This is a genomic window from Deltaproteobacteria bacterium (genome assembly GCA_016933965.1).
Classification (GTDB): Bacteria; Desulfobacterota; Syntrophia; order Syntrophales; family UBA2210; genus JAFGTS01.
On the sequence record JAFGTS010000006.1, the window covers coordinates 24578 to 40868 of the forward strand.

Consider the following 16291-nt stretch of genomic DNA (forward strand, 5'->3'; position numbering starts at 1 on the left):
TCTCCGGGCGGCCTATTTCCCCGTGTATGCCGGTTTCCTCTTTTCAAGGAAGGCCGTCATGCCTTCCTTCTGATCGCGGGTACTGAAGCACTGCGCGCAGCACTCAACTTCAAGCCGGTTCGCGTTGTCCAGAGAGAGGTCATATCCGAAGTTGATGGCATGCTTTGCCATCTTTAACTGGAAGGGGGGCATGCCGCACAGCTTTTTCGCGAATTTCACCGTTTCTTCCATGAGCTGGTCGGCGGGAAAGACCTGATTCACGAGGCCGATCTCATAGGCCCGCCGGGCATCGATCTGACCACCGCCCATGATGAGTTCCTTGGCCCGGCCCATTCCCACCAGGCGCGCCAGACGCTGTGTTCCTCCCCAACCCGGGATCAGCCCGATGAGGATTTCAGGTTGTCCGAAGCGTGCCGTTTCCGATGCGAACCGGATATCGCAGGCCATGGAGATCTCGGTTCCCCCGCCGAGGGCGAAGCCGTTGACGGCCGCAATGGACGGCTTCGGCGTCGTTTCGAGCAGTCTCAGGGTTTCGTGCCCGAGTTCCATGAAAGCGAGGGCCTCCCTCGGTTCGAGGTTCTGCATTTCCGAAATGTCCGCGCCGGCCACGAAGGCCCGGTCTCCCGAGCCGGTCAGGATGATGACCCTTACATCCTCGTTCTCACGGCATGCCGTGACGGCATCCCTGAGTTCCGACATGGTCTCTGAATTCATGGCGTTGAGCGCTTTCGGCCGGTTGAAGGTGATCGTGGCGATCCCGTCTTCAATGCTCATCAGCAGGTTTTTGAATTCCATTGCGGTTCCTCCTTTGCCTATTCTCCGCTGTAATCGTAAAAACCCCTGCCCGTCTTTCGTCCCAGGTACCCGGCGTCCACATACTTTTTCAACAGGGGGCAGGGCCGATACTTGCTGTCGCCCAATCCCTTGTGCAGGACCTCCATGATCGCCAGGCAGGTGTCGAGACCGATCAGATCGGCCAGTTTCAGCGGTCCCATGGGGTGGTTCATGCCCAGGGTCATGATACTGTCAATGGCCTCAACGGTCCCGACCCCTTCATAGAGGGCGTACACGGCCTCGTTGAGCATCGGGATCAGGATGCGGTTGGAGATGAATCCGGGGAAGTCGTTGCACGATACCGGGACCTTGCCGAACATTTTCGACAGCTCTTCCGTGATCAGGAATGTTTCCTCCGCGGTGGCGAGACCCTTGATGATCTCAACGAGTTTCATGACCGGCACGGGATTCATGAAGTGCATTCCAATAACCAACTCGGGCCGCTTCGTGGCGGCGGCGATCCGGGTGATAGGGATCGAAGATGTGTTCGACGCAAGGACGACACCGGGTTTGCAGACAGTGTCAAGGGTCCGGAATATTTCCAGCTTGAGGTCCTCTCGTTCAATGGCTGCCTCGACGACGAAATCGGCGTCCTTCATGTCGTCCAGCGAGGTGCTCTTTTGAATGCGCCCGAGAACGGCTTCCTTGTCGGCCGCCGAGATCTTTTCCTTTGAAACCAGCCTGTCGAGATTCTTGGCAATGGAAGCATATCCCCGGTCGACGAATTCGTCTTTTATGTCGTTCAGGATGACCTGCAGGCCTCCCAGGTGCGCGGCCACCTGGGCGATGCCGCTGCCCATCTGGCCGGCGCCGACGATACCGAATGTTTTCACTTTCATGGTGTTTACTCCTTTATGTTTCCGTTATGGTGTTGCGCATGGTCCCGGGTGCGGATCGTTACACACGTTCCAGAACGATGGCCATTCCCTGACCTCCGCCGATGCACAGGGTCGCCAGGCCGAGATTGAAATCCTTCTTGTTCATTTCCATGGCGAGACTGTAGGTGATGCGGGCCCCGGTACAGCCGATGGGATGGCCGATGGATATACCGCTTCCATTCAGGTTGCAGGTGTCGATACTGATATCCAGTTCCCTCATGCAGGCGATCGCCTGGCAGGCAAAGGCTTCATTGAGTTCAACGTAATCTATGTCCTTCATGGTGAGGCCGAGCTTTTTCAGGACCTTCCTCGTCGCCGGTATCGGTCCCAAACCCATGTAGGCGGGATCCACGCCGCCGGAGGCGAATCCCCTGATCTTCACCAGCGGTTTCAGGCCGAGTTCCTTCGCCTTTTCGGCGCTCATCACGACAACGGCCGCGGCGGCATCATTTATCCCCGAGGCGTTGCCGGCCGTGACGGTCCCGTCTTTCTTGAAGACCGGCGGCAGTTTTCCCATCTTTTCAATGGTCGTGTCCATCGGCCGTTCATCCGTGTCAAAAACAGTGGGGTCGCCCTTTTTCTTCGGAATGACGACGGGGACGATCTCGTCCGCCACGGAACCGGCGGCGATGGCCGCCCGGGCCCGCTGGTGGCTCATGAGACCGAGTTCGTCCTGCTCCTGCCGTGAGATCCCGTACTTAGCGGCGATGTTTTCGGCGGTGAATCCCATGTGGTACTGATTAAAGATCTCGTAGAGACCGTCATGAACCATCAGATCGGCGATCTTGCCGAAGGGCATGCTCATCCGGTATCCCCACCGGGCGTTGGGAAGAGCGAAAGGCGCCTGGCTCATGTTCTCCATGCCGCCCGCGACGATGATATCGGCGTCTCCCGACTGAATGATCTGCGCGGCAAGCGTGATGGCCTTCATACCCGAGGCGCAGACCTTATTCACCGTGATTGCGTTGGTTTCTTCCGGCAGGCCCGCATAGATCGATGCCTGCCGCCCGGGGTTCTGACCCTGCCCGCCGGTCAGGACGTTCCCCATGATGCATTCGTCCACGTAGACCGCGTTCAGTGAATCATCGTAGTCGTAATATTTCTGGTTGATCTCCGTCTTGTCGAATTCGCCGAAGATATCGGGACGGCACGACTTGATAAAATCGCTGATGACCGGCCTGAGGCCCGCACGTTTGAGTGCTTCCTTGATAACGAGAGCTCCGAGGTCGACGCACCTAACATCTTTCAGAGATCCGCCGAAGGTTCCAACGGCTGTTCGCGCTCCGCTCACAATAACAACATCTTTCATGGATATTCTCCCTTCAATCGTAATGTTTTTTTTAATTGTATCCGCTTCAAAGCCGGCGGAACGAAATGACCAGGTCATTCGTGGAGCTGTGTTCGCGATCTCCGTCATCTCCGACTGCGAGGAACCGTCGGCCCGTTCACAGGGTATAAGGGGTCCGGCATATCCTCGTCAGGTCCGCCTTTTAGAAAAGAACCGATGTTCATCGCGGCTCCACCCCGGTGACTGTTTCTGAGAGCGGAGTGCCGGTGAACGAGGTGTTCCTCTGTTTAATCGAATTCGGTGACGAATTCAACCTCTCTGGGGCACTTGTATGCCGATAGGTAGGTTCTGCAATGGCGGATGATGTCCTTTTCGTCCGCCCCTTCCTGGTTCTTCCGTATAATGAAGGCCTTGACGATCTCTCCCCGCATCAGGTCCTCTTTCCCGACGACGCGGGAAGCGGCGACGGCGGGATGGAGGTCGAGAATGTCTTCAACTTCCTTCGGGTATACATTGAACCCGCTGGTGATGATCATTCGTTTCTTCAGGCCCGTCAGAAAGATATAGCCTTCGGTATCGATGTAGGCCAGGTCGCGCGTGTAGAGCCACCCGTTTTTCAGCACCTCCGCCGTTGCTTCCTCTGTCTTGTAGTATCCCTTCATGACATTGGGACCCTTGATAAGCAGCTCCCCAATCTCGCCCGGTGCGAGTTCCCGATCCGTATCATCGACGATCCTGGCCTGAACTTCAGGGATCGGTATGCCGGTGGAACCCGGCTTGTTCACCATGTTCATCCGGTTCACGGAACAGACCGGTGACGCCTCGGTCAGGCCGTAGCCCTCCATGAGAATGGCACCGAACTTCTCCCTGAAGGGGGAGATGTGCTCCGGGGGCATCTTGGACCCGCCGGTAATGCAGAACCGCAGAGAGCTGAGATCGTAATTGTCCGCGTCGGGATAGAGAAGCATGCCCAGGTACAACCGGGGAACGGCGGCGATATAGGTGACCCGTTCCGTTTCGATGGCGCGAAAGATCGTTTCCAGATTGAACTGGTCCATCATGACCAGACCGGCGCCGATCTTCAGGATCATCAGCATGTTCACCGTGGCGCCGAAGGAATGGTAGAGGGGGATGAGGCACAGACCCTTGTCGTCCTTCGTTCCATTACAGACGTCCCGCAGCAATATGGACTGGGTCAGAAGGTTTCCGTGGGTCAGCACCGCGCCGAGCGGTTTTCCCGTGAGACCCGATGTATAGATCATGACCGCCGGGTCATCGGCCTTCATTGCAACGGTCTCGATCCGTTCGGCGGTTCCCGTCCCGGCCTTTTCCATGGAGAACCCGTCATCGGTGTCGTCAACGGTGATGAGGTGAGGACACCCCGGGGCGTTGTTCTTCATCTCGCCGTATCTTTTTGCTCCCTGGGGGGTCGTGATAAAGGCCCGGGCATCACTGTTGTTGAGAAGATAGGTAAGCTCATGGGGAGTGGAGGCCACATTCACGGTGACGGCCACGCCGCCGAGTTTCAGAACAGCAAAGTAGGCGGCGATGAACTCCGGGATATTGGGGAGCATGATGGCCACCTTGTCCCCGCGGGTAATGCCGAGACCCGTGAGCCGGCGGCCGAGAAGCCCAACCGCCCGGTCAAGGTCTTCATAGGTATATCGAGTGTCTTTATATGTCAGGAACGATCTGTCGGGATAGCGGCCGCAGGTTTCATCCAGCATCGTTCCAAGATTTTCCGTTTCCATGAAATCCTCCACGATTCACAAGCACGTGACATAGCACAAAGGACTATTTTACTTCAACAAAATTGACAACGTTATTGCCTGTCCCGGGATCGCCCGAATCTACTGTGTTCCATCGGTTTGCCGTAGTTTCTTGACATTTCACCGCGTGGTACGATACATAAAAAAAATTTATTTCATCTGGAAAACGGAGCGATGACATGGCGGTTATTATCGACGGGAAAAAGGCGGCGGAAGATATCAGGAACGAGATACGGGAAAAGGCCGCTCGGATCAGGGAGACGCGCGGTATCACGCCGGGACTGGCGGTGATCCTGGTGGGGGATGATCCTGCGTCGCAGATATACGTCAGGAACAAGGAGAAAGCCTGTGCCGCGGCGGGTTTCCTGTCCCGTCAATACCGGCTGCCCGGCGACACGCAACAGGACGTCGTCATTGACCTGGTGCAGGAATTGAACCGGGACGCCGACATTCACGGCATCCTGGTGCAGCTTCCCCTGCCGGGACGGATGGATCCGGAGGCCGTCGTCGAAGCCGTTGACCCCAAAAAGGACGTCGACGGGTTCCATCCCTACAACAGGGGAAGACTGTTCACTGGCACCCCTTACCATAGTGCCTGCACCCCACTGGGGATCATCGAGCTGCTTGACCGGTACGATATCGGCATCGAGGGCAAGGAGGCGGTCATCGTGGGAAGAAGCAACATCGTGGGAAAACCCCTCGCCCTGATGCTTCTCAGAAGACATGCCACCATTACGGTCTGTCACACGCGCACGCGGGACCTCGGCTCCGTCACGGCGAGAGCCGACATTCTGGTGGCGGCGGCCGGCAGTGCCGAGATGATCACCCCCGAGATGGTAAAGGATGGCGCCGTCGTGATCGACGTGGGGATGAACCGGACGCCCGAGGGCCGGCTGACGGGCGATGTGGCGAAAACGGTTGCCGGCAAGGCTTCCTATATAACACCCGTGCCGGGCGGTGTCGGCCCCATGACCATCGCCATGCTGCTTTCAAACACGCTGCAGGCAGCGGAAAGCAGCCCTGACGTCCGATAGGGAAAGCGGACCCGGAGGGGAAAAGAGACAAAAGGAGGGAGATATGACGGGAAACATTTTCTGGCTCGGCCACTCGAGCATCAGGATAAACGGAGAAAAGATCATTTATATCGATCCCTGGAAGATCAGGGGCGAGCAGAAAGCCGACCTCGTGCTCATCAGTCATTCCCATGATGATCACCTTTCTCCGGCGGATGTAAAGAAGGTACAGACGCCCGATACGGTCATCATCACCACTGGGGACTGCGCCGGCAGGCTTTCGGGAACGGTCAGGGTCATCACGCCCGGCGGGACCATCACCGTTGATAACGTATCCGTCGAAGCCGTGCCGTCCTACAATCCGTCGAAACCGTTTCATCCGAAGCACAACAACTGGGTCGGGTTCATCATCACCATGGATGGGACCAGGATCTACTATTGCGGTGACACCGATTACATCCCCGAGATGGATGCGATACAAGCGGACATCGTCATCGCGCCCGTCGGCGGGACCTACACGATGACGGCCGAGGAAGCCGCGCGCATGGTGAACATCATAGGGCCGAAGGCGGCGATCCCGATCCATTACGGCGACATCGTCGGATCGATCGAGGACGCCGAGAGATTCCGTGAGCTCTGTGACTGCCCCGTGGATATAAAGCCGGTCGTCCAAGGATGATCATCCCTTATACGAAGCCGTTCTGCATGAAAAAACACATACGAATATCTGCTCATGGAAGCCATCACTTTTCATCGGCCCGAAACGTTATGGTCAGTGGCAAAGGGGCAAAGCGACAGAGCGACAAAGTGAACATCGTGAAACCTGTGATATCAAGTGTTCCTTAAGTTCCCCCTTTGCAAAGGGAGGAGAAAACCCTTGAATTCCCAAAAACGTTTCAATGGCCGCTCCTGAGAGAATGCTTCCGTGAATAAAGTTCCGGGCTTTAAAAAAATTGTGAGAGCACGCTTGACAGGATGGAAATCATGCATATGTTAGTGGTGCTCATCGAAAAATCAATAGAAACCATTGGTTTATTACATTGCAAGAAAGGAGATTTGAAAGGATGAAGATCAGGCCATTGCATGACAGGATCATTGTTAAGCGATTGCAGGAAGAGGAAAAGACAAAGGGCGGGATAATCATTCCCGACAGCGCGAAGGAAAAACCGATGGAGGGTGAGGTCATCGCCGTCGGTCCCGGGAAGCGCACGGAAGATGGTAAGTTGATAAAGGTCGATGTGAAGGCCGGTGACCGGGTCCTCTTCAGCAAATACGCGGGAACGGAAGTGAAGATTGACGACGTGGAACATCTCATCATGCGGGAAGATGATATCCTGGGAGTTATTGAAAAGTAAAAAGCGTAAAGGAGGAAGTTTTTAATGGGTGCTAAAATTTTGCAATATGATGAGGAGGCCAGGAAGTCTATCCTCCGTGGCGTCAATGCTCTTGCCGATGCGGTAAAAGTAACCCTTGGACCCAAGGGACGAAACGTCATCCTTGAAAAGACATTCGGTTCACCGACCGTAACAAAGGACGGTGTCACCGTCGCGAAAGAGATCGAGCTGGAAGACAAGTTTGAGAATATGGGTGCCCAGATGGTGCGGGAAGTGGCGAGCAAGACCAGTGACGTCGCCGGTGACGGGACCACGACGGCCACGATCCTCGCCCAGGCCATTTACCGGGAAGGTGTCAAGGCGGTTGCCGCCGGAAGCAATCCCATGGAGGTCAAGAGGGGTATCGACAAGGCGGTTGAACTGGTCGTGGCGGAGCTGAAGAAGCTCAGCAAACCGACGAAGGACCAGAAAGAGATCGCCCAGGTGGGAACCATTTCGGCCAACAATGATGACACGATCGGCAATATCATCGCCGAGGCCATGGGCAAGGTCGGCAAGGAAGGCGTCATCACCGTGGAAGAGGCGAAAAGCCTGCAGACAGAACTCGAGGTCGTGGAAGGCATGCAGTTCGATCGTGGATATATTTCCCCCTACTTCGTGACCAATGCCGAAAAGATGGAAGCGAACCTGGAAGATCCTTTCATCCTTATCCATGACAAGAAGATCGGCAACATGAAAGATCTCCTTCCCATCCTTGAAAATATCGCCAAGATGGGCAAACCGCTCCTCCTCATCGCCGAAGATGTGGAGGGCGAAGCCCTTGCCACGCTGGTCGTCAACAAGATCCGCGGGACCCTTCATGTAGCGGCCGTCAAGGCCCCCGGTTTTGGTGACCGCAGGAAGGCCATGCTGGAAGATATCGCCATTCTGACCGGCGGGAAGGTCATTTCCGAAGAAATGGGATCGAAACTGGAAACGGCGCGACTCGAAGATATGGGAACGGCCAAGCGTATCGTCATCGACAAGGACAACACCACGATCATCGACGGTGCCGGTGACCGGGCAAGCCTTGAGGGCAGGGTCAAACAGATCCGCGCGCAGATCGAGGAGACCACTTCCGATTACGATCGTGAAAAGCTCCAGGAACGCCTGGCGAAACTGGTCGGCGGTGTAGCCGTGATCAGGGTCGGCGCGGCCACGGAGACGGAAATGAAAGAGAAGAAAGCCCGTGTCGAGGACGCCCTGAACGCGACCCGCGCGGCCGTCGAAGAAGGGATCATCCCCGGTGGCGGTGTCGCCCTGGTGCGGACCATCCCCGCCCTCGACAAGCTGAAGCTGACCGGCGACCAGCAGGTCGGTGTGAACATAATCAAAAAGGCGGTGGAAGAGCCCCTTCGAATGATAGCCCAGAACGCGGGCCATGAGGGGTCCATCGTTGTCGAAAAGGTGAAAAGCCGAAAAGGCGACTTCGGGTTCAACGCGCAGACCGACAAGTATGATAATCTCATGAAGATCGGCGTCATCGATCCCACGAAGGTGGCACGGTTCGCCATTCAGAACGCCTCCAGCGTGGCGTCGCTGATGCTCACCACGCAGTGCATGGTCGCGGAGAAACCGAAAGAGGAACCGCCCATGCCCCCCATGCCTCCCGGAGGCGGAATGGGTGGAATGATGTAAGACCGGCATTCCGGTAAAAAGTCAGAAACATAACGTAACGAAAAAGCCCCGTTACCGGCAGGAACGGGGCTTTTTGCGTTCCGTCAAAATGGACGTTCTGCGGAGTCGTCAAAGATATTGCCTATAAAAGATGAAGTATGCTAAGAGAGGCGGAATAAAAATGACCGGGAGAAGTACATGGATTACAAGGATACGTTGAATCTGCCGAAAACATCATTTCCCATGAAAGCCAACCTGGCGCAGAAGGAGCCGGAAATGCTCAAGCGCTGGGAAGAAATGGATATCTATAAAAAGATCAGGGATATTTCAAAAGGAAGGGAATCATATATTCTGCATGACGGGCCGCCCTATGCCAACGGCGATATCCATCTCGGCACGGCCCTGAACAAGATCATCAAGGATATCGTGGTCAAGTCAAAGAACATGTCGGGGTTTGACAGCATTTACGTCCCGGGCTGGGACTGCCACGGACTTCCCATCGAGCACCAGGTGGACCTGAAGCTCGGTGACAAGCAGTATACCCTCTCACAGGGAGAAAAGCGGCGGCTCTGCCGGGACTACGCCGAACGGTTCGTAAATATCCAGCGCAAGCAGTTCAAGCGATTCGGTGTTTTCGGTGAGTGGGACAATCCCTATGTGACCATGAGCTATGACTATGAGGCGCGGACCGTCGAGGAGTTCGGGGAACTCTTCCTCAAGGGGGATATCTACAAGGGTGAGAAACCGGTGTACTGGTGCGCCTCCTGTAAAACGGCACTTGCCGAGGCGGAAGTGGAGTACGCCGATCATTCGACCCCGTCCATTTACGTAAAGTTCCCCGTCATATCCGACATTTCGTCGGTGCTGCCGAAACTCGCCGGTGAAAAGGTTTTTGTGGTCATCTGGACCACCACCCCCTGGACGATACCCGCCAATCTGGCCATCGCCTTTCACAAGGATTTCGATTATGTGGCCGTCAAGGTCCGCGGCGATGTGCTCATATTCGCCAAGGAACTGATGGATTACTGCATGGACGCCTTCGGATATCGCGACGAACCCTATGAGATACTTGATGAGTTCAACGGCTCCGTCGTGGAGGGACAGAAGTGCAGGCATCCCTTCATCGACCGCGAGAGCGTGCTGATCCTGGCACCCTTCGTCACCCTTGACGCCGGAACGGGGACCGTCCACATCGCCCCCGGCCACGGCCAGGAAGACTATGAGATAGCGCTGGAATACGGTCTCGAAGTGTACGCCCCCGTCGATGACGATGGAAATTTCACGAAAGACGTCGATTTCTTCGCCGGCCAGTTCGTCTTTGATGCGAACGACGCCGTCAACGAAAAGCTGAAGGAGGTCGGGGCGCTCCTGGGTCTGCACAGCATGGAGCATCAATACCCGCACTGCTGGCGCTGCAAGAACCCGATCATCTTCAGGTCGACGGAACAGTGGTTCGTCTCGATGGAGGCGAATAATCTTCGCCGCCGTGCCCTTGACGCGATCGACCAGGTCACATGGGTCCCCGCCTGGGGCCGTGACCGTATCTACGGCATGATAGAAAACCGCCCGGACTGGTGTATTTCACGCCAGCGCCTCTGGGGCGTCCCTCTGACGATATTCTATTGCAGGAACTGTGGAAAATACTTGGTGACGAAGGAGATCATGGACCACGTGGTGGCCCTTGTCAGGGAACACGGCGCCGATGTCTGGTTCGACCGAGAGGCCGGTGACCTCCTCCCGGAAGGGACCGTCTGTCCAGAGTGCGGCGGCGGTGACTTCAAAAAGGAAATGAATATCCTTGATGTCTGGTTCGACTCAGGCGTGAGCCACGCGGCCGTTCTGGAAAACAATAAGGCTTGGAAAGGCCTGCGGTCGCCCGCCGACATCTATCTCGAGGGCAGCGACCAGCACCGGGGCTGGTTTCATTCGTCGCTGCTCGAGTCCGTGGGGACCCGGGACCGGGCACCCTACCGGACGGTTCTCACCCACGGGTTCGTCGTCGACGGCGATGGGAAGAAGATGTCCAAGTCGATGGGAAATTTTGTCGATCCCCAGGTCCTGGTCGATCAGTATGGTGCCGAAATACTGCGGCTCTGGGTGGCCGCAGAGGATTATACCGTTGATATCCGTATCTCCGAAGAAATACTCAAGCGTCTCGTCGAAGCCTACCGGCGTATTCGCAACACCAGCCGCTACATCCTGGGCAACCTCTATGACTTCGACTGTACGGCCGACAGTGTGCCCTATGAGGAAATGGAAGAGATCGACCGGTGGATCCTGCACCGGCTTCAGGAGATCATCAGGCGCGTGCGCGGTGCCTATGAAAATTATCAGTATCACATGGTGTACTATCTCCTCTATAATTTCTGTACCGTAGACCTCAGCGCTCTGTACCTGGATGTTCTGAAAGACCGCCTGTATACGTCACGGGCGACCTCGACGGAGCGGCGGTCGGCCCAGACGGCCATGCATATCATTCTCGATGCCATGGCCCGCCTGCTTGCCCCGATCCTGACCTTCACGTCCGAGGAAATATGGCAGAGCCTTCCTCTCTGTGAGGGAAAGATGGAAAGCGTTCACATGACGCAGTTTCCGGAAGAGGACGAATGCTATATCGATGCCGATCTCGGTGAGCGATGGAAAACGCTCATCGGGGTGAAATGGGAGGTCTCAAAGGCAACGGAACTGGCGCGACAGAAAAAGATCATCGGTCATTCACTCGATTGCCGGGTGGAAATGGACGCGCCGGAAAAGCTGCGCGACCTTCTGGAAAAATACCTGCCGAGCCTCAGATCGCTTCTGATCGTATCCCAGGTTGAACTGACCGATCGGAAGGGAATCGCCGAACCTTATGAAAGCGCCGAATATGAAGGCCTTGTTATCGGCGTGTCCCGGGCCCGGGGTGAAAAATGCAACCGCTGCTGGAATTACAGCGAAACGGTCGGGACCGATGCGGAGCATCCCGAGATCTGCGAACGGTGTCGGAGCAACCTCTGAAAACAGGGGGGATGGCACGTCCGTCTTCATGGAATTCGGAAAGGCTGTGATATATTCCTTCGGAGGCATCTGATATGAAAACGAAGTATTTTGTGTTCTTTGTGACCCTGCTGGCCGTCGTTCTCCTCGATCAGTTCCTGAAACTCTATATCAGCTCGCATTTCTGGCCCCATGAATCGGTCAGTATCATTCCGGGATTCCTTGATCTCACCTACGTGAAGAACCCGGGAGCCGCTTTCGGCTTTCTTGCCGACGCGCCACCCGTTTTCCGATCCTTCTTCCTGATCATTGTTACCCTGATCGCCATGATCCTGATCCTCTATTTCATCGCCAAGAGCAAGGCGCGGGAGGTCCTGCTGACCTTCTCGCTCTCTCTCATCATGGGAGGGGCCCTCGGCAATCTGATAGACCGGGTACGATACGGAGAAGTGATCGATTTTCTTGACTTCTATATCGCTTCTTATCACTGGCCCGCGTTCAATATCGCCGATACGGCCATCACGATCGGGGCACTGCTGCTTCTTTACGAAATATTCAGGCGAAGGGCATAGTCCCCGCGAAGCGGCACCTGAAGGACCATGGCGGGGAAATCCACCGCGGGACCGCGCGGCGCCTCTCATTCCGGCAGAATGATCGTTACGTCAAGATATTTTCGTCCCCACTCGAGGGCATCGTCGTGGCTGCGGAAAAAGATATCGATGTGATCGCCCTGTATGGCGGTGCCCCGGTCATGCACAACTCCCCATCCATAGCCGGGGACATACATCCGCGTGCCGAAGGGATATTTGGGATCGGCCGCGATGGTCCCGGGCCGTGCCCGTGAACCGTCGGCCGTCATGCCCACGATTTTACGCTCCCCCTTGCGGGGGCCGTAGGCATGCACGGGCGGACCGATGCAGCCGTATTTCCGTTCCCACCCGCAGGATTCCGGACCCGCGTCATAAGCGGTGACGAGCATGGTGCGAACGATCTTTCTGTGCCGGGCGTGTTTCGGCAGGGAACAGCACCCGCCGACCAGTGTGATAATGGCGGTAAGGATGATGATCCTGGCTGTCGCGGTCGATCGGAATCGTCTCATGGCACCCCCTTACCGCATAAGGCTCGGCAGGAAGAGCGCGATCTGGGGAAAGGGGATCAGCAGCAGTGTTCCGACGATGAGGGCGATCAGGAGGGGCATCACGCCTTTGAAGATAACATGGAGCGGGACGTCCCGGGCGACGCCGCTGACGATATAGACATTGATACCCACAGGAGGGGTGATGACGCCGATCTGTGTGATGAGAACGATGATGACGCCGAACCATATGGGATCGTAGTTGAGGTAGAGAATGACGGGATAGAAGATGGGAATGGTCAGCATGACCAGTGCCAGGGCGTCGATGAAACAGCCGCCGACGAGGTAGAGGGCAATGATGATGAGGATGATGAAAAACCTCGGCAGATCGATGCCCGCTATCCAGGTGGCGATGTCGAAGGGGATGCGGGTCACCGCGAGAAAGTGACCGAAGATGGTGGCGCCGGCCACGATCACCATGACCATGCAGGTGATGCGGGTCGTCTCGAAAAGGGAAGTGGCAAACCCCTTCAAGCTCAGGTTGCGCCGTATCACTGCCAGGAGCAGGGTTCCAAAGGCCCCGATCGCTCCCGCCTCGGTAGGCGTGAAAAAACCCACGAAGAGACCTCCCATGACGAGCACGAACAGGATCAGGGTCTCCAGGACGCCTGACAGTGATTCAAGTCGTTCCCTGAACGATGCCCGCGGTCCCCGGGGCCCCAGGTCCGGCCTGAGGCTGGCCCATATGAGGATCGTGATGACAAAAAGAACGGTCAGGAGTAATCCCGGCAGAATTCCAGCCATGAACAGCTTGCCGATGGACTGCTCCGTGAGAATGCCGTAAACGATGAATATAACGCTCGGGGGGATCAGGATGCCAAGGCTTCCCCCGGCGGCGATCACTCCCGTGGCAAGTTCCGGTTTATAATTATAGCGTTTCATCTCCGGAAGGGTCACTGCCGCCATGGCGGCCGCCGTCGCGTTCGTTGAACCGCAGATCGCCGCGAAGGCGGCACAGGCGCCGATTGCCGCTATCGCCAGCCCGCCGGGCCAGTGACCGATGAACTTGTATGCGGAATCGAAAAGTCGCTTACTGATGCCGGAATGGTACGCGAGCTGGCCCATGAGCACGAACAGGGGGATCACCGTCAGATTGTAGGAGCCGAAAACAGAATAGATGTCCTTGGCGATGAGGTTCAGAGAGGCGTCAAAGGAAACGAGATACCCGAAGCCGAGGAACCCGATGACGGCCATAACGAATCCCACAGGCATCCGCGAAAAGATAAAGATGAACAGAGCAACGATTCCGATCAGGCCGATGACGGTGGGGTTCATGAAAGCACCTTTTTCAGTGATGCGGCGATCTCCTTTATGAGTACCAGACAGACGACGGCGCACCCGAGGGAGATTCCGAAGGCAAAGGGATAGATCGGCAACTGGATCGTGAGGGATACCTCGCCGGTTGCTCGGAGGCTCAACCCGTACATGAAGCTCTGCCACGATATGATCCCGAAGAGAAGCATGCTGATGATGCCGTTGACGGCGTCAATGGCGTTCTGCACCCGCTTCGAGAATCGCTGGACGAGAAATTCCACGGCGATGTGACCACCCTGCAGGGTCGTGTAAGCAAGGGCAAAGGCCACGACCACCGTTCCCAGCAGGCTGACGATCTCATAGGTGCCGGGGATGGGGTGCCGGAAAAGGCGAAGCACCACGTCGCAGCAGGTCAGCAGCATCATGACCGTCAATGCCGCCGCCGCGACCCAGTTGAAGACATCTGAAAGAATGCCGACAGGTTTTTCAAAGTGAAGCATGGCTCGCTCTCCCGCGCTCCCCGTATTGGGAGGTCAGGCGCCCCGGCGCACTGCCCTGCGCACGGGGAGCCGTGACCTCTGGAATATGCCAGACACCGATCTCTCTCAAAAGATCGAAAACAGTATCAGTTGATGCGGCTTTGTGAAAAGTGCCAGAAGCGCACCGAAGCATATGGACTTTTAACGAAGTCGCTATTACTTCCTGTTCTTTCCTATCAGACGCTGAACCTCCTCAACGGCCTGCTTCCCGGGGAGGTTCTTCTCTTCCGCGCCCGATATGTATTCATCGATAACGGGCCGGACCGCCGCTACCCACCGTTTGCTTTCCTCGTCGGTGAGTGAAAGGATCTCATTTCCCCTTTCGAGCGTGAACTTCCGTCCTTCGTCATCGCTCGAATCCCAGACCTTCCCATGGATGTCGACCCATTCGCGGCTTATCCCGTCCATGATGTCACGGATATCCTGGGGGAGCGAGTTCCATTTATCCTTGTTCATGACCACGAACATGGCGGTTGTGTATCCCACGCTGTTGCAATCGGTGGTGTATTTGATCACTTCGGCCTGTTTCCATCCCTTGAGCGTCTCGATGGGAGTGAAGGTCCCCTCGACGACCCCTTTCTGCAGGGCCTCATAGGTGGCTCCCTGGGGCATGGCGACCGGAACACCGCCCAGTGCCTCCGCAACCTTTGCGCTCAGGCCGGTGGAGCGGATCTTCATGCCCTTCAGTTCTTCCAGGGTCCTGACGGGTTTCTGTGTGTGGAGAAGACCCGGTCCGTGGGCGTGGATGTAAAGGACCTTGACATCCTTGAGTTCCTCCGGCTGCATGGTTCTGGCAAATTCGTCGGCGACCCGTGTCGCCACCAGACCGCTGGGATATCCGTGAGGAAGGTCAAGGGCCTCCATAACGGGAAACCGGCCACGGGTGTACGCGAAGCAGGACATGCCGATGTCGGAAATGCCGTTCACAACCCCGTCATAGCACTGGTTGGCCGCCGTCAGGGTGCCCCCCGGGAAAAGGGTGATTCGGACCCTGCCGTCGGTTCGTTTTTCCACTTCCTGAGCCCAGTCAACGGCTGCCTTGCACTGATCGTGCGTGGGTGGAAAGAATATGCTGTAGGTCAGGTTCACCGTTTGTGCCTGGACCACCCCGGGACCGGCCGGTATGCACAGAAATGCCAGTACCAGCCCCACTGCCAAGATACTCTGCGTCATTCTCCTCATTGTTGTTCCCTCCATCTAACATATTGATATGGCATTCATTTGTTTTAACGATAGAATAAGCTGCTGATCGATTCATGCAACCACGAAGTGGTTGGTTCGGGAAGCCTGCTTGACCATCCACGGACGGACGGGCAGCAGGCATTAATACATGTAGGCGTAGAAATAAAAAGGAAGGCTTTTGAAAGGATGATGCTGTCTTTCGTTCATCTGCTCAGCTCAATTCAAAGGATTAGTGCTGTCTGTATGTAATTTTACGGTTCCTGTCAAGTACTTTGTACGGTCCCTGTCCGTTCTCCGGCGGTCCCGTTTTTTTGACGGGGCTCTGCCCGGTACCGTGCAGCGATCTTCCAACAGGTGCGCGATGCTGGGATGACAAGGGGTTCCGTTGAACAGGACCGCCGCGGGGACCGGGCCTTCTTCCCGGGCCGCCCCC

14 protein-coding genes are annotated in these 16291 nt (G+C 56.4%); 6 read left to right on the forward strand and 8 right to left on the reverse strand.

All coding sequences use genetic code 11. The features are described from left to right. Nucleotides 1-12: 12 nt before the first annotated feature. From JXO48_01295 to JXO48_01310, 4 genes are all read right to left on the reverse strand, one after another. Nucleotides 13-795 (reverse strand): enoyl-CoA hydratase/isomerase family protein, encoded by a 783-nt coding sequence (locus JXO48_01295; GenBank protein ID MBN2282503.1) that lies wholly within the window; start codon nucleotides 793-795, stop codon nucleotides 13-15. Between the two features lie 17 nt (nucleotides 796-812). Beyond that, the gene (locus JXO48_01300; protein ID MBN2282504.1) at nucleotides 813-1673 is read right to left on the reverse strand and encodes a 3-hydroxybutyryl-CoA dehydrogenase; all 861 of its coding nucleotides are present in this window, start codon (nucleotides 1671-1673) and stop codon (nucleotides 813-815) included. A 58-nt stretch (nucleotides 1674-1731) separates the two neighbouring features. Beyond that, nucleotides 1732-3021: an acetyl-CoA C-acetyltransferase gene (locus JXO48_01305; GenBank protein ID MBN2282505.1), complete on the reverse strand. Its 1290-nt coding sequence runs from the start codon at nucleotides 3019-3021 to the stop codon at nucleotides 1732-1734. A 266-nt stretch (nucleotides 3022-3287) separates the two neighbouring features. Further along, entirely contained in the window at nucleotides 3288-4751 is a 1464-nt protein-coding gene (locus JXO48_01310; protein ID MBN2282506.1) for an AMP-binding protein, read from the reverse strand. A gap of 197 nt (nucleotides 4752-4948) precedes the next feature. On the opposite strand from JXO48_01310, the gene folD reads away from it, so the two are divergent. The 6 genes from folD (at nucleotide 4949) to JXO48_01340 (ending at nucleotide 12320) form a co-directional block, all read left to right on the forward strand. After that, a complete protein-coding gene (folD, locus tag JXO48_01315; protein ID MBN2282507.1) occupies nucleotides 4949-5803 on the forward strand; it encodes a bifunctional methylenetetrahydrofolate dehydrogenase/methenyltetrahydrofolate cyclohydrolase FolD in 855 nt (284 codons plus the stop codon). A gap of 43 nt (nucleotides 5804-5846) precedes the next feature. After that, on the forward strand, nucleotides 5847-6461 hold the full coding sequence (locus JXO48_01320) for an MBL fold metallo-hydrolase (GenBank protein MBN2282508.1): 615 nt from the start codon (nucleotides 5847-5849) through the stop codon (nucleotides 6459-6461). Nucleotides 6462-6846: 385 nt separating this feature from the next. Continuing rightward, entirely contained in the window at nucleotides 6847-7137 is a 291-nt protein-coding gene (groES, locus tag JXO48_01325) for a co-chaperone GroES (GenBank protein ID MBN2282509.1), read from the forward strand. 24 nt (nucleotides 7138-7161) lie between these two features. After that, nucleotides 7162-8793, forward strand: coding sequence for a chaperonin GroEL (gene groL / locus JXO48_01330; GenBank protein MBN2282510.1), 1632 nt, complete (start codon nucleotides 7162-7164; stop codon nucleotides 8791-8793). Between the two features lie 177 nt (nucleotides 8794-8970). After that, nucleotides 8971-11769: an isoleucine--tRNA ligase gene (gene ileS, locus JXO48_01335; GenBank protein ID MBN2282511.1), complete on the forward strand. Its 2799-nt coding sequence runs from the start codon at nucleotides 8971-8973 to the stop codon at nucleotides 11767-11769. Nucleotides 11770-11843: 74 nt separating this feature from the next. Then, on the forward strand, nucleotides 11844-12320 hold the full coding sequence (locus tag JXO48_01340) for a lipoprotein signal peptidase (protein MBN2282512.1): 477 nt from the start codon (nucleotides 11844-11846) through the stop codon (nucleotides 12318-12320). A gap of 65 nt (nucleotides 12321-12385) precedes the next feature. On the opposite strand, the gene JXO48_01345 is transcribed toward JXO48_01340, so the two are convergent. The 4 genes from JXO48_01345 to JXO48_01360 all read right to left on the reverse strand — a co-directional run bounded on the left by JXO48_01345 (nucleotide 12386) and on the right by JXO48_01360 (nucleotide 15858). Next, nucleotides 12386-12847 carry a 3D domain-containing protein gene (locus tag JXO48_01345; protein MBN2282513.1) on the reverse strand — a complete coding sequence of 154 codons (462 nt, stop codon included), beginning with the start codon at nucleotides 12845-12847 and terminating at the stop codon, nucleotides 12386-12388. 9 nt (nucleotides 12848-12856) lie between these two features. Continuing rightward, complete coding sequence (locus JXO48_01350; GenBank protein MBN2282514.1) at nucleotides 12857-14158, reverse strand: TRAP transporter large permease; 1302 nt, start codon at nucleotides 14156-14158, stop codon at nucleotides 12857-12859. Continuing rightward, nucleotides 14155-14637: a TRAP transporter small permease gene (locus tag JXO48_01355; protein ID MBN2282515.1), complete on the reverse strand. Its 483-nt coding sequence runs from the start codon at nucleotides 14635-14637 to the stop codon at nucleotides 14155-14157. Before JXO48_01355 ends, JXO48_01350 begins: the two co-directional genes overlap by 4 nt. A gap of 195 nt (nucleotides 14638-14832) precedes the next feature. Beyond that, the gene (locus JXO48_01360; protein ID MBN2282516.1) at nucleotides 14833-15858 is read right to left on the reverse strand and encodes a TRAP transporter substrate-binding protein; all 1026 of its coding nucleotides are present in this window, start codon (nucleotides 15856-15858) and stop codon (nucleotides 14833-14835) included. Between the last annotated feature and the right edge of the window lie 433 nt (nucleotides 15859-16291).

Bases quoted from the DNA above. Each gene is read 5' to 3' on its own strand.
- JXO48_01295 (MBN2282503.1), bottom strand. From the start codon at position 795: ATGGAATTCAAAAACCTGCTGATGAGCATTGAAGACGGGATCGCCACG.
- JXO48_01300 (MBN2282504.1), bottom strand. From the start codon at position 1,673: ATGAAAGTGAAAACATTCGGTATCGTCGGCGCCGGCCAGATGGGCAGC.
- JXO48_01305 (MBN2282505.1), bottom strand. From the start codon at position 3,021: ATGAAAGATGTTGTTATTGTGAGCGGAGCGCGAACAGCCGTTGGAACC.
- JXO48_01310 (MBN2282506.1), bottom strand. From the start codon at position 4,751: ATGGAAACGGAAAATCTTGGAACGATGCTGGATGAAACCTGCGGCCGC.
- folD (MBN2282507.1), top strand. From the start codon at position 4,949: ATGGCGGTTATTATCGACGGGAAAAAGGCGGCGGAAGATATCAGGAAC.
- JXO48_01320 (MBN2282508.1), top strand. From the start codon at position 5,847: ATGACGGGAAACATTTTCTGGCTCGGCCACTCGAGCATCAGGATAAAC.
- groES (MBN2282509.1), top strand. From the start codon at position 6,847: ATGAAGATCAGGCCATTGCATGACAGGATCATTGTTAAGCGATTGCAG.
- groL (MBN2282510.1), top strand. From the start codon at position 7,162: ATGGGTGCTAAAATTTTGCAATATGATGAGGAGGCCAGGAAGTCTATC.
- ileS (MBN2282511.1), top strand. From the start codon at position 8,971: ATGGATTACAAGGATACGTTGAATCTGCCGAAAACATCATTTCCCATG.
- JXO48_01340 (MBN2282512.1), top strand. From the start codon at position 11,844: ATGAAAACGAAGTATTTTGTGTTCTTTGTGACCCTGCTGGCCGTCGTT.
- JXO48_01345 (MBN2282513.1), bottom strand. From the start codon at position 12,847: ATGAGACGATTCCGATCGACCGCGACAGCCAGGATCATCATCCTTACC.
- JXO48_01350 (MBN2282514.1), bottom strand. From the start codon at position 14,158: ATGAACCCCACCGTCATCGGCCTGATCGGAATCGTTGCTCTGTTCATC.
- JXO48_01355 (MBN2282515.1), bottom strand. From the start codon at position 14,637: ATGCTTCACTTTGAAAAACCTGTCGGCATTCTTTCAGATGTCTTCAAC.
- JXO48_01360 (MBN2282516.1), bottom strand. From the start codon at position 15,858: ATGAGGAGAATGACGCAGAGTATCTTGGCAGTGGGGCTGGTACTGGCA.